The 14,946-nt window shown below is 71.8% G+C and carries 15 protein-coding genes; 9 read left to right on the top strand and 6 right to left on the bottom strand.

What is annotated here, in order from left to right:
- The first annotated feature begins 34 nt into the window (after positions 1-34).
- A complete protein-coding gene (locus tag J2W45_RS12760) occupies positions 35-1,627 on the top strand; it encodes a stealth family protein (protein WP_310132429.1) in 1,593 nt (530 codons plus the stop codon).
- 111 nt (positions 1,628-1,738) lie between these two features.
- Here J2W45_RS12760 and J2W45_RS12765 read toward each other — a convergent pair whose 3' ends face one another.
- Positions 1,739-2,662 carry a phosphodiesterase gene (locus J2W45_RS12765; RefSeq protein ID WP_310132431.1) on the bottom strand — a complete coding sequence of 308 codons (924 nt, stop codon included), beginning with the start codon at positions 2,660-2,662 and terminating at the stop codon, positions 1,739-1,741.
- Positions 2,663-2,773: 111 nt separating this feature from the next.
- On the bottom strand, positions 2,774-5,485 hold the full coding sequence (locus J2W45_RS12770; RefSeq protein ID WP_310132432.1) for a glycosyl hydrolase 2 galactose-binding domain-containing protein: 2,712 nt from the start codon (positions 5,483-5,485) through the stop codon (positions 2,774-2,776).
- A gap of 129 nt (positions 5,486-5,614) precedes the next feature.
- On the opposite strand from J2W45_RS12770, the gene J2W45_RS12775 reads away from it, so the two are divergent.
- The 4 genes from J2W45_RS12775 to J2W45_RS12790 all read left to right on the top strand — a co-directional run bounded on the left by J2W45_RS12775 (position 5,615) and on the right by J2W45_RS12790 (position 8,751).
- A complete protein-coding gene (locus J2W45_RS12775; protein WP_310132434.1) occupies positions 5,615-6,619 on the top strand; it encodes a Gfo/Idh/MocA family protein in 1,005 nt (334 codons plus the stop codon).
- Positions 6,620-6,666: 47 nt separating this feature from the next.
- Complete coding sequence (locus J2W45_RS12780) at positions 6,667-7,704, top strand: Gfo/Idh/MocA family protein (RefSeq protein ID WP_310132436.1); 1,038 nt, start codon at positions 6,667-6,669, stop codon at positions 7,702-7,704.
- 71 nt (positions 7,705-7,775) lie between these two features.
- Positions 7,776-8,024, top strand: a complete 249-nt coding sequence (locus tag J2W45_RS12785) for a hypothetical protein (protein WP_310132439.1) — start codon at positions 7,776-7,778, stop codon at positions 8,022-8,024.
- Positions 8,025-8,049: 25 nt separating this feature from the next.
- Complete coding sequence (locus tag J2W45_RS12790) at positions 8,050-8,751, top strand: hypothetical protein (RefSeq protein ID WP_310132441.1); 702 nt, start codon at positions 8,050-8,052, stop codon at positions 8,749-8,751.
- A gap of 109 nt (positions 8,752-8,860) precedes the next feature.
- On the opposite strand, the gene J2W45_RS12795 is transcribed toward J2W45_RS12790, so the two are convergent.
- On the bottom strand, positions 8,861-9,679 hold the full coding sequence (locus J2W45_RS12795) for an SDR family oxidoreductase (protein ID WP_310132443.1): 819 nt from the start codon (positions 9,677-9,679) through the stop codon (positions 8,861-8,863).
- A 56-nt stretch (positions 9,680-9,735) separates the two neighbouring features.
- Here J2W45_RS12795 and J2W45_RS12800 point away from each other — a divergent pair, with 56 nt between their 5' ends.
- From J2W45_RS12800 to J2W45_RS12815, 4 genes are all read left to right on the top strand, one after another.
- On the top strand, positions 9,736-10,404 hold the full coding sequence (locus J2W45_RS12800; RefSeq protein WP_310132445.1) for an HAD family hydrolase: 669 nt from the start codon (positions 9,736-9,738) through the stop codon (positions 10,402-10,404).
- Between the two features lie 80 nt (positions 10,405-10,484).
- Positions 10,485-10,784 carry a hypothetical protein gene (locus J2W45_RS12805; RefSeq protein ID WP_310132447.1) on the top strand — a complete coding sequence of 100 codons (300 nt, stop codon included), beginning with the start codon at positions 10,485-10,487 and terminating at the stop codon, positions 10,782-10,784.
- Positions 10,781-11,128: a hypothetical protein gene (locus J2W45_RS12810; RefSeq protein ID WP_310132448.1), complete on the top strand. Its 348-nt coding sequence runs from the start codon at positions 10,781-10,783 to the stop codon at positions 11,126-11,128. The genes J2W45_RS12805 and J2W45_RS12810 overlap by 4 nt, the downstream gene beginning before the upstream one ends.
- A gap of 23 nt (positions 11,129-11,151) precedes the next feature.
- Positions 11,152-11,346 (top strand): hypothetical protein, encoded by a 195-nt coding sequence (locus J2W45_RS12815; protein ID WP_310132450.1) that lies wholly within the window; start codon positions 11,152-11,154, stop codon positions 11,344-11,346.
- A gap of 111 nt (positions 11,347-11,457) precedes the next feature.
- Here J2W45_RS12815 and J2W45_RS12820 read toward each other — a convergent pair whose 3' ends face one another.
- The 3 genes from J2W45_RS12820 to J2W45_RS12830 form a co-directional block, all read right to left on the bottom strand.
- The gene (locus J2W45_RS12820) at positions 11,458-11,781 is read right to left on the bottom strand and encodes a hypothetical protein (RefSeq protein ID WP_310132453.1); all 324 of its coding nucleotides are present in this window, start codon (positions 11,779-11,781) and stop codon (positions 11,458-11,460) included.
- Between the two features lie 22 nt (positions 11,782-11,803).
- A complete protein-coding gene (locus tag J2W45_RS12825; RefSeq protein ID WP_310132455.1) occupies positions 11,804-12,016 on the bottom strand; it encodes a hypothetical protein in 213 nt (70 codons plus the stop codon).
- Between the two features lie 76 nt (positions 12,017-12,092).
- Complete coding sequence (locus J2W45_RS12830; RefSeq protein WP_310132457.1) at positions 12,093-14,930, bottom strand: hypothetical protein; 2,838 nt, start codon at positions 14,928-14,930, stop codon at positions 12,093-12,095.
- Between the last annotated feature and the right edge of the window lie 16 nt (positions 14,931-14,946).

Below are 14,946 nucleotides of genomic sequence, written 5' to 3' on the forward strand. Positions count from 1 at the left end.
CGCGGACGGAGAAGCAGCCTAGAGTGGTCCCTGTATGGCTGAGCTTCCTCCCGCATCCCTGTCCGACCAGCCCGAGCCCGTCGTCGTCACCAGCGACCCCGGCATCGGCGCGCGCCGGTTCACCCGCGACGACATCGTGCACCGCAAAGGGCTGTACACCCTGGTGTCCGGACCGTTCACCCCGCGGGAGTCGATGATCGAGGACCTGCTCGCCGTGCGCGACGCGCTCGACGACGCGGGGCTCGAGTACCTGCTGGTTCGTGACGACGACAACCGCTTGATCGTCGCCCTCGACCGGCGCAAGCGCAAGGAGGTCACCGCGGCGCTCGCGGCGGCCTTCGCCGACGAGCCGTTCTACGCCCGCGGCATCGACCCCGAGGGCGGCGCGCACGGCGAGGACCTGCTCATCGCAGACGGCCGCCTCTCCCGCCGCAAGGCCGACATCATCCGCCTGTACCGTCCGCGGCTGGAGCCCATCGGCCGCCTGCGGTACGGCGCCGACACGGCCTTCCAGCTCGAGTTCTGGCGCTTCGGCGACGACGAGATCACCGCACCGCGCGAGAACGCCCTGATGCGGCCGCGCCTGCCGCGGAGCGAGGCCGTCGAGGCCGAGGTCGAGTTGTACGGGCGCCGCTGGCGCACCCTCCAGCACATGTTCGACCCGCTCGCGAGCGACGTCGCCTTCGACATCGACATCGTCTTCTCGTGGGTGGACGGCTCCGACAGCGAGTACCAGCGGCAGCGGGCCGCGCGGATGGCGGCCTACGTCGTCGGCGAGGGCGACGACAACGAGGCGCGCTACCGGCAGATCGACGAGCTCAAGTACGCGCTGCGCAGCATCCACATGTTCGCCCCGTGGATCCGCAACATCTACATCGCCACCGACTCACCGGTGCCGCCGTGGCTGGATGCCGAGCATCCGCGCATCCACATCATGCGAAGCGAGGACTTCTTCGCCGACACGTCCACCCTGCCGACCCACAACTCGCACGCCGTCGAGAGCCAGCTGCACCACATCCCGGGCCTGTCGGAGCACTTCCTGTACTCGAACGACGACATGTTCATCGGGCGGCCGCTCTCGCCCGACATCTTCTTCTCGCCCGGCGGTGTGACGAAGTTCGTGGAGGCCGGAACGCGCATCGGCCTCGGCGAGACCGACCCGGCCCGCAGCGGGTTCGAGAACGCCGCGCGCGTCAACCGGCGGCTGCTGTGGGAGCGCTTCGGGGCGGTCACCACGCGGCACCTCGAGCACTGCGCAGCGCCCCTGCGGGTGAGCGTGCTGCAGGAGATGGAGCGCGAATTTCCCGAGGACTTCCGCCGCACGGCGGGCAGCCCGTTCCGCTCGGCGACGGACATCTCGGTCACGAACTCGCTGTACCACTACTACGCGCTGATGACCGGACGCGCCGTGACGCAGACGCAGGCGAAGGTGCTCTACATCGAGACGACGCTGCGGCAGGCGCCTGACATGATGCGCCGCCTGCTGAAGAAGCGCGACCAGGACATGTTCTGCCTCAACGACGGCTCGAAGCCCGAGATCGACGCCGCTGAGCGCACGCGCGTGGTGACGGACTTCCTGGAGCGCTACTTCCCGTTCCCCGCCCCGTGGGAGCGCCCGCTCCCCTGACCCTCTGCGCCGCCCGGGGTCCACGATTTGTGCCAAATCTCGGTTATGGCGCGCGCATAACCACGATTTGGCACAAATCTCGGCCCTGGCGCGGGCGCGACAGGAGCGGGGTCAGGCCAGGATGCGGACGGGCTCCGTGGGGGCCTCGCGGCCGGCGGCCGGGGGGATGCGGATGCCGTCGGCGGCCAGGCGGCGCGCCGACTCCTCGGCGTCCACGTAGTCGAGCGTCGGGTAGTGGCCGAGCGGCACGACCGAGTGGAGCACCGTGTTCGGGTAGACGTGCACCAGGTTGAACGACAGCGCGCCGTCGCGACCGCGGGTGCCGCCCACCGGCACGTTGAGGTCCTGCGTGTAGCAGCTGGCCGACGCCACCGACACCGGGATCCCAGCGAACATGGCCGTCGACGAGTAGTGCAGGTGCCCCGCGATGATGCTGCGCACGTCGCTGCCCTCGAGCACCTCGCGCAGCTGGGACTGGTCCCGCAGCTCCACCGACACGGCCAGATCGAGCACGCTCGGGATGGGCGGGTGGTGCATCGCGAGGATGGTCCCCTCGGGCGCCGGCATGGCGAGCTCGGCGGCGAGCCAGTCGAGCTGCGACTCGCTCACGTCGCCGTAGTGGTGGCCGGGCACGGTCGAGTCGAGGACGATGACGCGCAGGCCGCCGATCCACACGACGTCGTCGACGGGCGCGGTCACCGCGTTCTCGTCGCGCAGCCCCTGCCGGAACGCCGCCCGGTCGTCGTGGTTGCCCATCACCCAGATGACGCGGGCGCCCATCCGCTCCGCCGCCGGGTCGACCAGCGCGCGGAGCCGCGCGTACGCGTCGGGCTGCCCGCGGTCGGCGAGGTCGCCGGTGAACACGATGGCGTCAGGACGGCCGCCCGAGGACTCCACCTCCTGCAGCAGCGCCCGGAGGTGCTGCTCGCTGTCGACGGTGCCGTAGAGCCGCTCGCCCCCCGCCAGCAGATGCGTGTCGCTGATGTGGAGCAGGAAGTGGTCCGGCCGCGGGTATTCCGCGATTCGCGTCTTCACGGGGCTATCACACCACCCCGTTCTGAACGGATCGTGAACGCTCCCGGTGTGGCGGCTCTATTGCGGTCACACCAGAACGGGTGACGTGGAGACGCGTCACGGCGTCGCTCGTCACGGCAGGTCGACCGGCTCCGCGTTCCACGATTCCAGCCTTACCGGCACACCGGGCGTCGCGGCTAGGCAGCGCTCCTCGCCGGGCAGCAGCGGGCGCGGGTCGCCGGAGACGCTCAGGATGGGCGCCCCCGGCGCGCCGACGGGGCGCCCCACCGCGGATCTCGCGCCCCCTGGCTCGGCCTCCACGGGACGAGCGTCCACAACCCGCAGCGTCAGCGCCGCCACGTCGCCCTCGTTCCCGATGCGCACCGCGCCGTCCGCACCGCGGGTCACCGCGAGCAGCGGGGCCGGGACGTCGAGCAGCGCCGCGAAGTTTTCCGTCGTGGTCGCGACCGTGCGTTCGCGGTCGATGACGCGCCCCTCGGCATCCCGCCAGTCCGCCTCCCACAGGAAGACGGCGGGCAGCGCATCCACCGCCACCTCGAGGCTCCCGACGGCCGCCGGGCGGCCGACCGTCGGCGCACCGAGCACCCGCTCGGCGATCACCGTTCCGTCGAGAGCGACCGCCCGCACCGTGACCGTCGAGCCCTCGACCACCGCATCCTCCGCCCACAGCCAGACCTCCGCCGCCGCGACGGACTGGCCGCCCCACACGGCCCGCTCCACCCGCAGGGTTGCCCGGCGTCGCTCGAAGGCCCGCGCCACGGCGAAGAACGCCGGCTTGGGGTCGCCGCGGAAGTCCACCGCGGTCGTGCACCACGCGTTCGGGAAACTCTCGTTCAGCTGCCATGGCAAGACCATGCTGCAGCGCGGGAACCGGCGGCGGTCCGCCTCCACCGCGTACTGCAGCCCGGTCGCCTGGAGCAGCTGGGACGCCCGGTTGAGGGTGGCGAGGTCGTCCGGCCGTCCGCCGAACAGCTCGACGACCTGGTCGGCGTTGTTCCACCACTCGCCGAGGTGCCGGTACACCGGGTTGGTGCGGTCGGCGGGCCAGCGTTCGGCCTCGGGGACGAGCGCCGTCAGCGAGCGCAGGTTCGTCATCCCCTCGACGCCGAACTCGGTGTGCGCGAGGCTCGTTCCGGCGTTCGCGAGCGTGTACTGGCCGACCAGCCCTTGATGCTCCCAAGGTCCGTGCACGTCGTGCTGCCCCTCCGGGTTGGCGTGGATGCGGTCGAGCCGGTTGTGGAACTCGGGTCCCGTCGGCGACGTGGGCAGCCAGCCGCGGCCGGGATCGAGCGTGGCGACGGTCGCGGAGAGCGCGGCGAGCACCGGCGACCGGTCGTCGCTGAGCGGGACGCCGCCGTCGTCGAGCTCGTTGCCGCCGCCCCAGAGCAGCAAGGACGGGTGGTGGATGCGCGTGGGCGCCAGCGCCTCCGCCTCGGCGCGCATGAGCGCGACGAAGTCGGGATCCGTGCTGGGCGCGCTCTGCATCCCGGAGCTCGACTGGGAGAACTCCTGCCAGACGAGCAGTCCGAGGCGGTCGCACGTGGCGTAGAAGTGCTCTGACTCGATGAGGCCGCCGCCCCAGACACGGATGAGGCGCGCGCCCGACGCGGCCGCCAGCGCGAGCAGGTGCTCGACCTTCGCCGGGTCGATCGAGCCGAACAGGGTGTCGGCCGGGGTCCAGTTCCAGCCGAGCAGGGGCACGACGACGCCGTTGACGACGGCCGTGTAGCCGAGCGCGCCCGCCGGGGCACCCTCGTTCGGCACCAGCTCCGCCGTGCGGAACCCGACCTCCCGCGCGGTTCGATCCGTCTCGCCCGCGGCGTCCGACAGTGCGACCGTGACCGCGTAGAGCGGCTGCGGGCCGACCGTATTGGGCCACCACAGCTCGGGCTGCGGGATGCGCAGGCTCGCGGTGCCGGCCGCCGCATCCACCCGCTGCTGGGCGACGGTGCGCCCTTCGCGCGTGACCGTGACCGTCACGCCGAGGGCGGCATCCGGTCTCGCGGCGAGCGGTGCCTCCCACGAGACGTCGACCACGCCGTCTCGCTCGTGCGCCGCGGTCGGATCGAGTCGTGACATCTCGTCGCCACCCGACGCGGATTCGCGCATCCACTCACCACTCGACCGCGGCGCGGGCGCCTCGCCCGCCTCGGCGACCCGCGCGCTCACGGTCACGTCGCCCAGGAGGGCGCGGGCGACGCGGAGGCGCGCGCTCTTCCAGACGCCCTGGTGGCGGAGGCGCGGGGAGAAGTCCCAGCCGTAGCCGAGGCGGGGCGTGTGGACGCGCACCCGCTCCGTTCGGCCGACCTGCGGCTCGGAGGCCGGGGCGGGATGCACGCGAAGCGCCAGCTTGTGGCGCCCGGGCGAGCGCTGCTCGGGCGTCAGCACGAACCGGCCGCGCTGGTAGAGGCCGTGGACCGAGCCGAGGGCCTCGCCGTCCCAGTACACGTCGGCTCCGGGGTCGATGCCGTCGAACTCGAGCACGCCGACGCCGACGCCGTCGCGGACCCCGTCGCTCGCGGACGCATCGAGGTCGACCGCGCGCCGGTAGACCCAGGAGCGTTCCGCCACCCACTCGGACGCGCGGCTGTTGCGGCCGACGCGCGGGTCGGGCACCTCGCCCGCCCGGTGCAGGTCGTCGATGACGGCTCCCGGAACCCGCGCGGGCAGCCAGCCGGGCGCCGCGGCGATCGCCGCCGACGCCTCGGCCACGTTGTTGCCCGCCTCCGGGAGCGGTGCGCCCAGGTACCACTCGGCTGTGTCGCCGAGTGCTTCGCGGATGGTCCAGTCGTCGCCGTCGAGGCGGATCGTCGCGCTGCTCACAGGACGATCATGCCGAATCTGGGAACGATTGCAGAAATTCGGCCACAGGTCTTCCGACTGCTCCGGAGCAGAAGGTACGCTTTCGAAGTTCGCGCGCACCGTAACCCTGGCAAGGAGGCCTCGACAGGCATGTCCCACCCACTCGCTGTCGCAGCGATCGGCTTCTGGCACGTACACGCGGGCGACTACGCGCGCAACGTCCAGCAGCATCCCGACACCACCCTGGTCGCCGTCTGGGACGACGACGAGCAGCGCGGCCGTGCGGCCGCCGACGAGTTCGGCGTGGAGTTCGTCGCCGACCTCGACGAGCTGCTCGCCCGTCCGGAACTCGACGCCGTGACCGTCACCACCGCCACCGACCAGCACCGCGACGTCATCGGCCGCGCCATCGCCGCCGGCAAGCACGTCTTCACCGAGAAGATCCTCGCCCCCACCGTCACGGAGTCCGAGGAGCTCGTGGAGCTGGCCCGGCAGGCCGGCGTCGCCCTCGTGGTGTCGCTCCCCCGGCTCTCGGACGACTACACGGTCGCGATCGAGCGCATCCTCGACGAGGGGACGCTGGGCGAGCTGACCTACTCGCGGGTCCGGCTCGCGCATGACGGGTGGGTGGCCCGCTGGCTGCCCGACCGGTTCGGCGACCCGGCGGCCGCGATCGGTGGTGCGCTGACGGACCTCGGCTGCCACCCGGCCTACCTCACGCGCCTGTTCCACCGCGCCGAGCCGCTGAGCATCTCGGCGAGCTACGGCAGCGTGACCGGGCGGCCGGTCGAGGACAACGCGGTGGTCACCGCCGAGTTCCCCGGCGGACGCCTCGGCGTCTTCGAGGCGAGCGTCGTCACCACGCCGGGAGCGTTCACCGTCGAACTGCGCGGCACCGCCGGCAGCCTGATGTTCGGCTTCCGCGGCGAGCGCCTACTCGCCAAGGGCGGTGCGTTCGGCGACGGGTGGCAGGAGATCCCCCTGCCCGACCGGCGACCGGGTCCGTTCGCGCAGTGGGTGCAGCACATCCACGACGGCACGACCGCCGACGACAACCTGCGTCACGCCGTCGAGCTGACCCGGATGGTCGTCGCCGCGAACGAGTCCGCAGCGAGCGGCCGCGCGGTCGCGCTCTCCCCCGTCCCGGTCGCCTGACCGGCCCCTCCTCTTTCTTCCTCTCTTCCTTCAAGGAGCACATCGTCATGCCCACCAACACCGTCCGCATCGGGCTGATCGGAGCCGGAGGCATCGCCGGCGCCCACGTCGCGGGCTACCTCCGCAACCCGGAGACCGTCACGTTCGCCGCGGTCGCGGACCCGGTCCGCGAAGCGGCCGAGCGCCGCGCCGGCGACAGCGGCGCCGCCATCTACGCCGACTACACCACCATGCTCGCGGAGGCCGAGATCGACGCCGTCGACATCTGCCTCCCGCACCACCTGCACAAGGACGCCATCGTCGCCGCCGCCCGGGCCGGCAAGCACGTCCTGTGCGAGAAGCCGCTCTGCCTCACCCCCGAAGAGGCAGCCGAGGTGGATGCGGCGGTCGCCGAGTCCGGCGTCACGCTGATGTGCGCGCACAACCAGCTGTTCCTCCCTGCCGTCGCCCAGGCGAAGAAGCTCATCGAGGAGGGCGCCCTCGGGCGGCTCTACGAGGTGCGCACCACCGACAGCTTCTTCAACGACTTCGACCCGTCGAACATGGGATGGCGTGCGCACGCCTCGACCAGCGGCGGCGGCGAGCTGATCGACACCGGCTACCACCCCACGTATCTGCTGCTGCACCTGGCCGGCGGGTCGCCGGTGGAGGTCACCGCCATGCTGGCGACGCACCGTCTGACGTTCATGGAGGGCGAGGACTCGGCGCAGGTGCTGGTGCGCTTCGACAACGGCGTCCTCGGCAGCCTCGTCACCAGCTGGGCGTATGAGCCCGCGGACGGGACGGAGAAGTTCTCCGCGGTCGGCGAGCGCGGCAGCCTGACCAGCGACGGCACCTCCCTCGCCTTCCGTGCCCGCGGCGACAGCGAGCCGACGGTATACGAACTGGAGCCGGTGCACGAGTTCGGCGAGGAGATCGCGCACTTCGCGCGCAGCATCCTGGACGGCACCCGGCCCCTCCACACGCAGAAGGAGGGGATCGAGGTGCTCGGCATCATCCTCGCCGCGTACGAGTCCGCGCAGAACCGCACGATCGCGCCCGTGCGGTCCGTGCGGGAGCTGGTGACGTCCGCGACCGCCGACTGAGACCGCGCCGCTTCACGCCGACGGGAAACGGGGGTATATCCCGCGGCCCTGCGGCGGAGTTACAGTGCAGCATGAGCACGCAGCGGGCGGGTGCTCGGCACGCGGTGCCGGAGCCCCATCGTCAAGACGACTTCGTCGCGGTCCCGTACCTGCGCCAGGGCCAGCTCATCTCGCTGATCCGCTGGTCGCTGGTGTCCGGCGAGTGGAAGTACACGACCATCCTCGCGGAGTACCTGCACCGCGACGAGAACTCGTGGTACCTCGTGATCAACGGCAATCGCGCCAGACTCGACCGCTCGGAGTGGGCGATCTTCAACTGACGGATACCGCTGTACTGTTCCCGGTGTGAGCGACACCGAGACCGAGAAGGAGGCGCGGCGCGCCCAGCCGGAGCACCGCTGGCCCGCGGTGATCGCCACCGTGGTGGCGCTGGCCGCGTACGCGCTCCTTCCCAGCGTCGTTCCGCTGATCGAGCGGTACGCCGTCGTCGGCATCTGCCTGCTGATGATCGTCGCGCTGGTGATCTACAACCCGCACCATCTCACCCGCGAGTCCCGGTGGTCCCGCCGGGCTGAGATCGGGCTGTCGCTGTTCATCCTGGTGGCCAACCAGGTCGCCTTCGCGGAGACCGTCATCCGGCTGCTCAACAAGCGCGGCAACGGCTATGAACTGCTGCTGGCGTCGCTGCAGGTGTGGCTCACGAACGTGATCGCGTTCGCGCTGGTGTTCTGGGTGCTCGACCGGGGCGGACCGGTGGCCCGCGCGACCGTCCCGCGCCCGAAGCTGGCACTGGCCGACTTCCGCTTCCCGCAGGACGAGGACCACGACGCGGTCGTCGAGGTGGCCCGCGGCTCCAGCAAGCAGGCCGACTGGGTGCCGAACTACATCGACTACTTCTACTTCTCGCTGTCGAACTCGATGGCGTTCAGCCCGACGGACACGATGCCGCTCACCCACCGGGCGAAGCTGCTGATGGCGCTGGAGTCGTTCGCGGGCTTCCTCCTGCTCGCGCTCGTGATCGCGCGCGCGGTGTCGCTGATTGGCTGAGCCGGGGGATGCCCACACCGCCCCCGGAGCGTCGGAGGGGAGTCGGCGGGGGCGGTGATGCTGCCATCCCAGCACCCGCGGGCTCCGCGCGATAGTCAGCGGCGACCGTTCAGAGGCGCCGCCAGTCGTCGGAGGTCAGGTGCGAGCCCGCCTGCGGACCCATCTGCAGCATCCCGCCGTCGACCGCCCAGGAGGCGCCGGTGACGTACGACGCGGCGGGCGACGCGAGGAACGCGATCACCGAGGCGATCTCGCGGGCGTCGCCGGGGCGGCCGAGCGGGACGCCCGGACGGTGCACCTCGCGCGGGTCCTCGTCCTCGGCGTCGTTCATCGGCGTCGAGATCTCGCCCGGTGCGACCGCGTTCGCGGTGATGCCGTACTCGCCCAGCTCCAGGGCCAGCGTCTTCAGCAGCCCGCCGAGGCCGTGCTTCGCGGCGTCGTACGCGGCCGAACCGACGCGGGGCTGGTGCTCGTGCACGCTGGTGACGCCGATGATGCGGCCGCCGCGTCCCGCATCCACCATGCGCCGAGCCATGCGCTGGATGCACACGAACGCGCCGTCGAGGTCGGCGCAGACGGTCTTCCGCCAGGTCTCCCAGTCGGTCTCGAAGAAGGGCGTGCCGCCGTTGAGGCCGGCGTTGTTGACGAAGACGTCGCAGCCGCCGAGCTCGTCGGCGATGCGGTCGACGACGTCGCCGCACGCGGGGGCGTCGGTGGTGTCGAGCTGCGCGACGACAGCGCGGCGGCGGGCCTCGCGGACGAGACGGGCGGTCTCCTCCGCGCCCTCCTCGTCGGAGTGCCAGGTGATGCCGACGTCCATGCCCGCCTGCGCGAGTGCGACCGCGGTGGCACGGCCGATGCCGGAGTCGGAGCCGGTGACGATGGCGGTGCGGGGGTCGGTGAGTTCCGGATACGAGTGATCAGCCATGCCCGGAACGGTGCACCCCATGCCTGGTGCGCGCAAGGGGTGGTAGTCGTGGAGCCATGACGATCTCCGCAGTGCTCTTCGACGTCGACGGAACCCTGGTCGACTCCAACTTCCTCCACGTCGACGCTTGGAGCCGGGCGTTCGCCGAGATGGGCACCCCGGTGGACTCCTGGCGCATCCATCGAGCCATCGGCCAGGACTCGGCGCGGTTGCTCGAGCAGCTGGTGGGCGAGCGGGACGAGGACTGGATCGGCCGCGCGAAGGACCTGCACTCGCGCTACTACGTCGAGCAGGCGGGGCGGCTGCGCGCCTTCGACCGTGCCGCGGACCTGCTGCGCGAGCTCTCGTCCCGCGGCATCCGGGTGGTGCTCGCCACCTCGGCTCCTGAGGACGAGCTGGAACTGCTGATGAAGGCACTGGATGCCGACGATGCGATCCACGCGACGACCAACGCCGACGACGTCGAGACCGCGAAGCCGGAGCCCGGCATCATCGAAGTCGCGCTGCAGCGCGCGCAGTCGGACCCGTCGGACGCCCTCTTCGTCGGAGACTCGGTGTGGGACATGATGGCCGCCGCCCGCGCGCACGTCCGCTCTGCCGGGGTGCTGTCCGGCGGCGTCGGCCCGTCGGAGCTGCTCGAGGCCGGCGCGGTCTCGGTGTTCGACGACCCGGCCGACCTCCTGGACCGCATCGACGGCGTGCTCAGCGGCCGACGCTCGGCCTGAGCGCCCCGCACGACAAGCCTCTTGCCAAGCTCCGCGCTGTGGCGTTCCATAGGGGCGACGGCCCAGGGAGAGGAGTCGCCATGTCGGCGAGCGAGCTCGAGATGTCCAGCGTGCGGTACCCGTACCGCGACCGCATCTTCCACGTGGAGAAGAAGTCGCCGGGAGTGTGGGTCGTCCTCGACGAGTCGCACGCCGAGCTCGGGACGCTGGTCCGCGTCGCCGTGGAGGGCGAAGAGCACGAGCCGGTCTTCGGCGCGGTGCCTCCCGGATACGCCGAGACGCTCCACGAGGGGTCGGACTGGCGGATGCTCGTCGCCTCCCTCATCAACGAGTCGCTCGACGCGGAGACCGCGGCCACCGGCAACCAGGGAGAGGCATGAGCGTCCGCCTCAACAAGAAGGCGCTGGAGCACGCCAGGAAGCTGGTCGAGCAGGGCAAGGTCGTGCACGACCAGCGCGACGACTGGAGCGAGCACGCCCCGAGCGCGGACGACGAGAACCGTTACATCGAGAAGAACGGCTGGGACGACTACGCGCTCTGGCATCTCGGCGAGGACCCGGACAAGAGCGAGGAGACGAAGGGGCGGTTCAGCTTCCCCTACGGCGACTTCACGAAGGTGCACCGCTGCGCGGTCATCTCGCTGGAGAGCCGGGCGTCGCAGAACGACCACGACGACATCGCCCGCGAGACGAAGCGCCTGCTCGAGCTGATCGACGGGGAGTAGTCGCCGGGCTACGATACCCGGAGATGAACGCGACGCTGCGCACGGCGCTCGGCTGGGTCGCCGCCGTGCTGCTGAACGTCGGCGTCTTCCTGGTCGTGGTCGGCCTGATCCTCCCCCGCACCGGTGGTGACGCACCGGTGCTCGGTGTCGGCGCCGCCCTCTGCGTCGTCGGCGTGGTGGCGGGCGCCGGGTGGCTGGCGGGCCGGCCGCCGCGCTGAATCGCCCGACGCGCGGCCGCCTCGCATCCGGACACGCAGCGACCCCGCTCTGGGATGAGGAGAGCGGGGTCGCCACGGCACCGGCGCGAGGCCGGTGGGTCGGTGGGTCGATCAGTCCGGAGGCTCGCTGTGCCCGACGAGGTCGGGGTTCGACGGCTGATCGGCGGGGTCGAAGTCGGCGGGCGGCGGTTCGGCCTGGTCGGTTCCGGTGTCGCCGGCCGGGTTCTGGCCGCTGTTCGCGGTGACGTCCTCCGCGCCCTCGGGCGCGATGCCGGTCTCGCCCGGCGCGCTGACGTCGCCCGACTGGCCCGCCTCCGTCTCGGCCGGCTCGGCGGCCTGGGCGTCGCGCTCGGCGCCCTCCTCGAAGCGCTCCGGCTTGTCCTCGGCGGGCACGCCCTCGGCGTCGGTGTTCGGCAGTCCGCTGGTGTCGCTCATGCTTCGCTCCTTCCCGGCAGCCCTACGGCTGGCCCTCTTCGCTGTACGAGGTCGCGGAGTCCGCATCCTCGTCCGTCCGGCGGGCGTCGTCGAGATCCGGGATCACGTCCTGGATGACGTCCCTGTCCGCCGTGGGCTGGACGGCGCCGCCGTCGTCACCCTCGAGGTCGCCGGCCAGCCCGTTGGTGGGGTCGTGGCCGGTGACCGGTTCCTGTGCATCGCGCGAATCGGTCATGCGGCACACACAACGCCGGGGCCCGCGAGCCCGCAAGGGGTACCTCCCCGCGGTGCCCCGGCGTATCGTCGTCCGGCTACCGGATGCGCTCGATGACGTCCAGCAGCGCCACCCGGTACTGCGGCGCGGACTGGTAGTCGGGATGCGTCGCCACCTTCACGAGGTAGCGCGGCGGGCCGAACTCGTCGGCGCCCCGGTCGAGGTCGTCGGGCAAGCCACGGTCGAGCCGGTAGCTGTTGATCGGGAAGCCCAGGTAGTCGGTGCGGCGCCACAGGTTGATCCAGCCGACGGATCCATCGGGCTGGGTGAGCAGGTCCACCAGCGACGGGTCGTCGGCGTCCGATTCGCTGACGACCACACGCCCGCCGTCCTGGTCGAGCTCGACCTGCGTGAACCAGGGGTCGGCCTTGCCGAGCAGCGGACGTCGCGATCCCAGGGTTCCGAGCGCGTCCGGCCCGAACAGCTCCGGAAAGAAGCGCCCGAAGTACACGCGCAGCTGGGCGCCGTAGGTCAGGAGCCCGACGTTGCGCAGCCGGTCCGCGTCGTCCGGTCGCAGGGTGAAGAGCGTCGAGACCGCCAGGACCGCCCCGAGGCTGTGCGCCGACAGCACCACGCTGAACGGCCGCTCCTCGGCGAGCGCCCGCTCCTCCTGACGGTCGCGCCATTCGAGCCGTGCGGCGAGGTCGAGGTCGGCCGGCGGCTGCAGGTCGTGGGTGAGCCAGTCGGTCACCCGGTCGCGCACCTCGGGCACGACGCGCTCGGCGTAGCAGGGCGGACCGAAGGGATGCCCGGCGCGCGGCAGGAAGCACATGAGGTCCCACATCACGCTGATCGGGCGCTCCTTGGCCGTCAGCGCGTTCTCCACGACGACGATCAGGATGGCGGCCGCGATCACCGTCAGAGCCGGCCCCACCAGGCCGTCGATCGCCCGGAACACCGTCGTGTACGACACGGCGAGCGCGACCACGAACCCGATCGTGAGCAGCAGGGCCAGGATTCCGAGGATGGGCTCACCGCGATGCACCAGGGCCGCCAGCCGCCGCGCGCGCAGGATCTTCAGCGCCAGGCGGTCGGCGGTCGTGCTCGCGCGGATGCGGCCGTACTGGTACGAATCCACCCCTTCGAGGAGGGGCCGGCGTCCATCGACCGTGCGCGGCGTGGTGAGCAGCGGGATCCAGCGCAGCAGCGGGAGGGCCATCCCGGTGACGACGAGCGCGAAGGCGATCGCGATGAACGGGAGGACGTCGCCGAAGTTGTGGTAGACGATCGGGGGCCGGAGAACACCGTGGGGCGGCGCCGCACAGCCGCACGGCGGGGAGCCGCTCACGAGCCAGCCCTGCACCCCGAGGACGAGCAGGGTGGACAGGATCATGGCGGCGCCGAGCGCGAGGAGCATCAGCACACCGGGACCCATGCCGGCCCACCCCTCCGCCTGGAAGCGCTCCGGGTGACCGACGCGCCGGCCCGGGCGCGACCGCGGCCACCACCAGACGACGATGAGCTGCGCGAGCGTGAGCACCGCAGCGATCAGGAAGAGCGGCAGGCGCAGCGCACCCGGGTCCGCATCCTGCGTCGGCGGGTTCTGCGCGACCCCGACCAGGAAGGCGAGGCCGGCGCCCGTCATGAGCACGATCGACAGCCAGTGCGGGACCCCCCGGCGCCAGCCGAGCGCCGAAACGCAGATCGCCAGCAGAACGCCCAGGATGATGGACGGCGCGGTCGCGAGGCCGAGGAACGCACCGGTTCCCGGCACCTCGTACTGGCCGCCGAACCACAGCGACGCACCCACATACAGGTAAACGACGACGGCTGCCGCGAGCACCCAGCCGGTGACCGTGCCGGTCCGGCGGAGCCGGTCGCGCAGGAACTCGTCCACCGACTCCCGGCCGGTGTTCGTGGTCTCGGCGAGCACTCCGACGAGCACGATCGTCACGACGAGCCCTGCTGCTGCGACGATGCCGCCGATGAGGGCGAGCACGTCGCCGGTGCGCAGCGCACCGCCGAGGCACTCCCCGGAGACGAACGTCTGCAGCTTGGCGCACTCCTCCACGCCGGCGAACATGCGGTCCCACGAGAGGAGCAGTGCCACCAGCAGGAACGCGGCCGCGAGGTGCAGGCGCTCGGTCGGCGAGCCGACCCGCGCCGTCCGCCAGAAGCCCTCCGAGGCGAGCGGACGGAGGCGCCCCTTCCGCTGGACGCCGCGGCCGCCCATCCGGTCGGCGGCGTCGAAGATCGCCGCTTCGTACCGCACCCGCGCGCGGCGGGACACCACGAAGAGGAGGAGCACGCCGGCGATCGGGACGAGCGACAGCAGCGACAGCTGCGGACCGCGCCAGCTCAGCGGCTCGGTTCCGAAGAATCCGGTGACCGCGCTCGGGAGGGCGGTGCACGCCGTGCCGGAGACGCACTGCACCCCGAGGTCGAGGCTCACCGAGCCCAGTGCGCAGACGTAGAGCAGGGTCAGGCCGAGCGCGAAGATGCGCAGCGACGCGCCGCCGACCCCGGCATCCCACTCGCCGCCGGGTCGCTGGGTCGGGATGCGCCGGGTCCAGTAGGCGGTGTTCGCCAGGCCGAACGGCGCCAGCAGCAGCCAGGCCAGCTGCACGAAGAGCTGCCCGATGAACAGGAGGGGCCCGGAGCCGTAGCGGGCGAGCCGCCCCCACGAGTACGCCTCGGTGCGCACCCCCTCCGGCGGCACCGACGGGTCGGCAGTGCCGGGCGGATCGTCCGGGTCGCGGTCCGCCTGGTCCTGATCGGGCGCCCACCAGAACCCGCCGTTCTCGTCGCCCTGCGTCTGCCGCAGCTCGCTCTGCTCCCGCCCGAGGATCTCGGTCGGCGGCGTGTTCTTGATGCCGTGGATCCTCAGCTCCAGCACGCGATGCGGCCACGTGCCCTCGGGTGCCTCTTCGCTCATCCGCCCGCCGTCCCTC

Source organism: Leifsonia shinshuensis (assembly GCF_031456835.1).
GTDB classification, from domain to species: Bacteria; Actinomycetota; Actinomycetes; order Actinomycetales; family Microbacteriaceae; genus Leifsonia; species Leifsonia shinshuensis_C.

Bases quoted from the DNA above. Each gene is read 5' to 3' on its own strand.
- J2W45_RS12760 (WP_310132429.1), top strand. From the start codon at position 35: ATGGCTGAGCTTCCTCCCGCATCCCTGTCCGACCAGCCCGAGCCCGTC.
- J2W45_RS12775 (WP_310132434.1), top strand. From the start codon at position 5,615: ATGTCCCACCCACTCGCTGTCGCAGCGATCGGCTTCTGGCACGTACAC.
- J2W45_RS12780 (WP_310132436.1), top strand. From the start codon at position 6,667: ATGCCCACCAACACCGTCCGCATCGGGCTGATCGGAGCCGGAGGCATC.
- J2W45_RS12785 (WP_310132439.1), top strand. From the start codon at position 7,776: ATGAGCACGCAGCGGGCGGGTGCTCGGCACGCGGTGCCGGAGCCCCAT.
- J2W45_RS12795 (WP_310132443.1), bottom strand. From the start codon at position 9,679: ATGGCTGATCACTCGTATCCGGAACTCACCGACCCCCGCACCGCCATC.
- J2W45_RS12800 (WP_310132445.1), top strand. From the start codon at position 9,736: ATGACGATCTCCGCAGTGCTCTTCGACGTCGACGGAACCCTGGTCGAC.
- J2W45_RS12805 (WP_310132447.1), top strand. From the start codon at position 10,485: ATGTCGGCGAGCGAGCTCGAGATGTCCAGCGTGCGGTACCCGTACCGC.
- J2W45_RS12810 (WP_310132448.1), top strand. From the start codon at position 10,781: ATGAGCGTCCGCCTCAACAAGAAGGCGCTGGAGCACGCCAGGAAGCTG.
- J2W45_RS12815 (WP_310132450.1), top strand. From the start codon at position 11,152: ATGAACGCGACGCTGCGCACGGCGCTCGGCTGGGTCGCCGCCGTGCTG.
- J2W45_RS12820 (WP_310132453.1), bottom strand. From the start codon at position 11,781: ATGAGCGACACCAGCGGACTGCCGAACACCGACGCCGAGGGCGTGCCC.
- J2W45_RS12825 (WP_310132455.1), bottom strand. From the start codon at position 12,016: ATGACCGATTCGCGCGATGCACAGGAACCGGTCACCGGCCACGACCCC.
- J2W45_RS12830 (WP_310132457.1), bottom strand. From the start codon at position 14,930: ATGAGCGAAGAGGCACCCGAGGGCACGTGGCCGCATCGCGTGCTGGAG.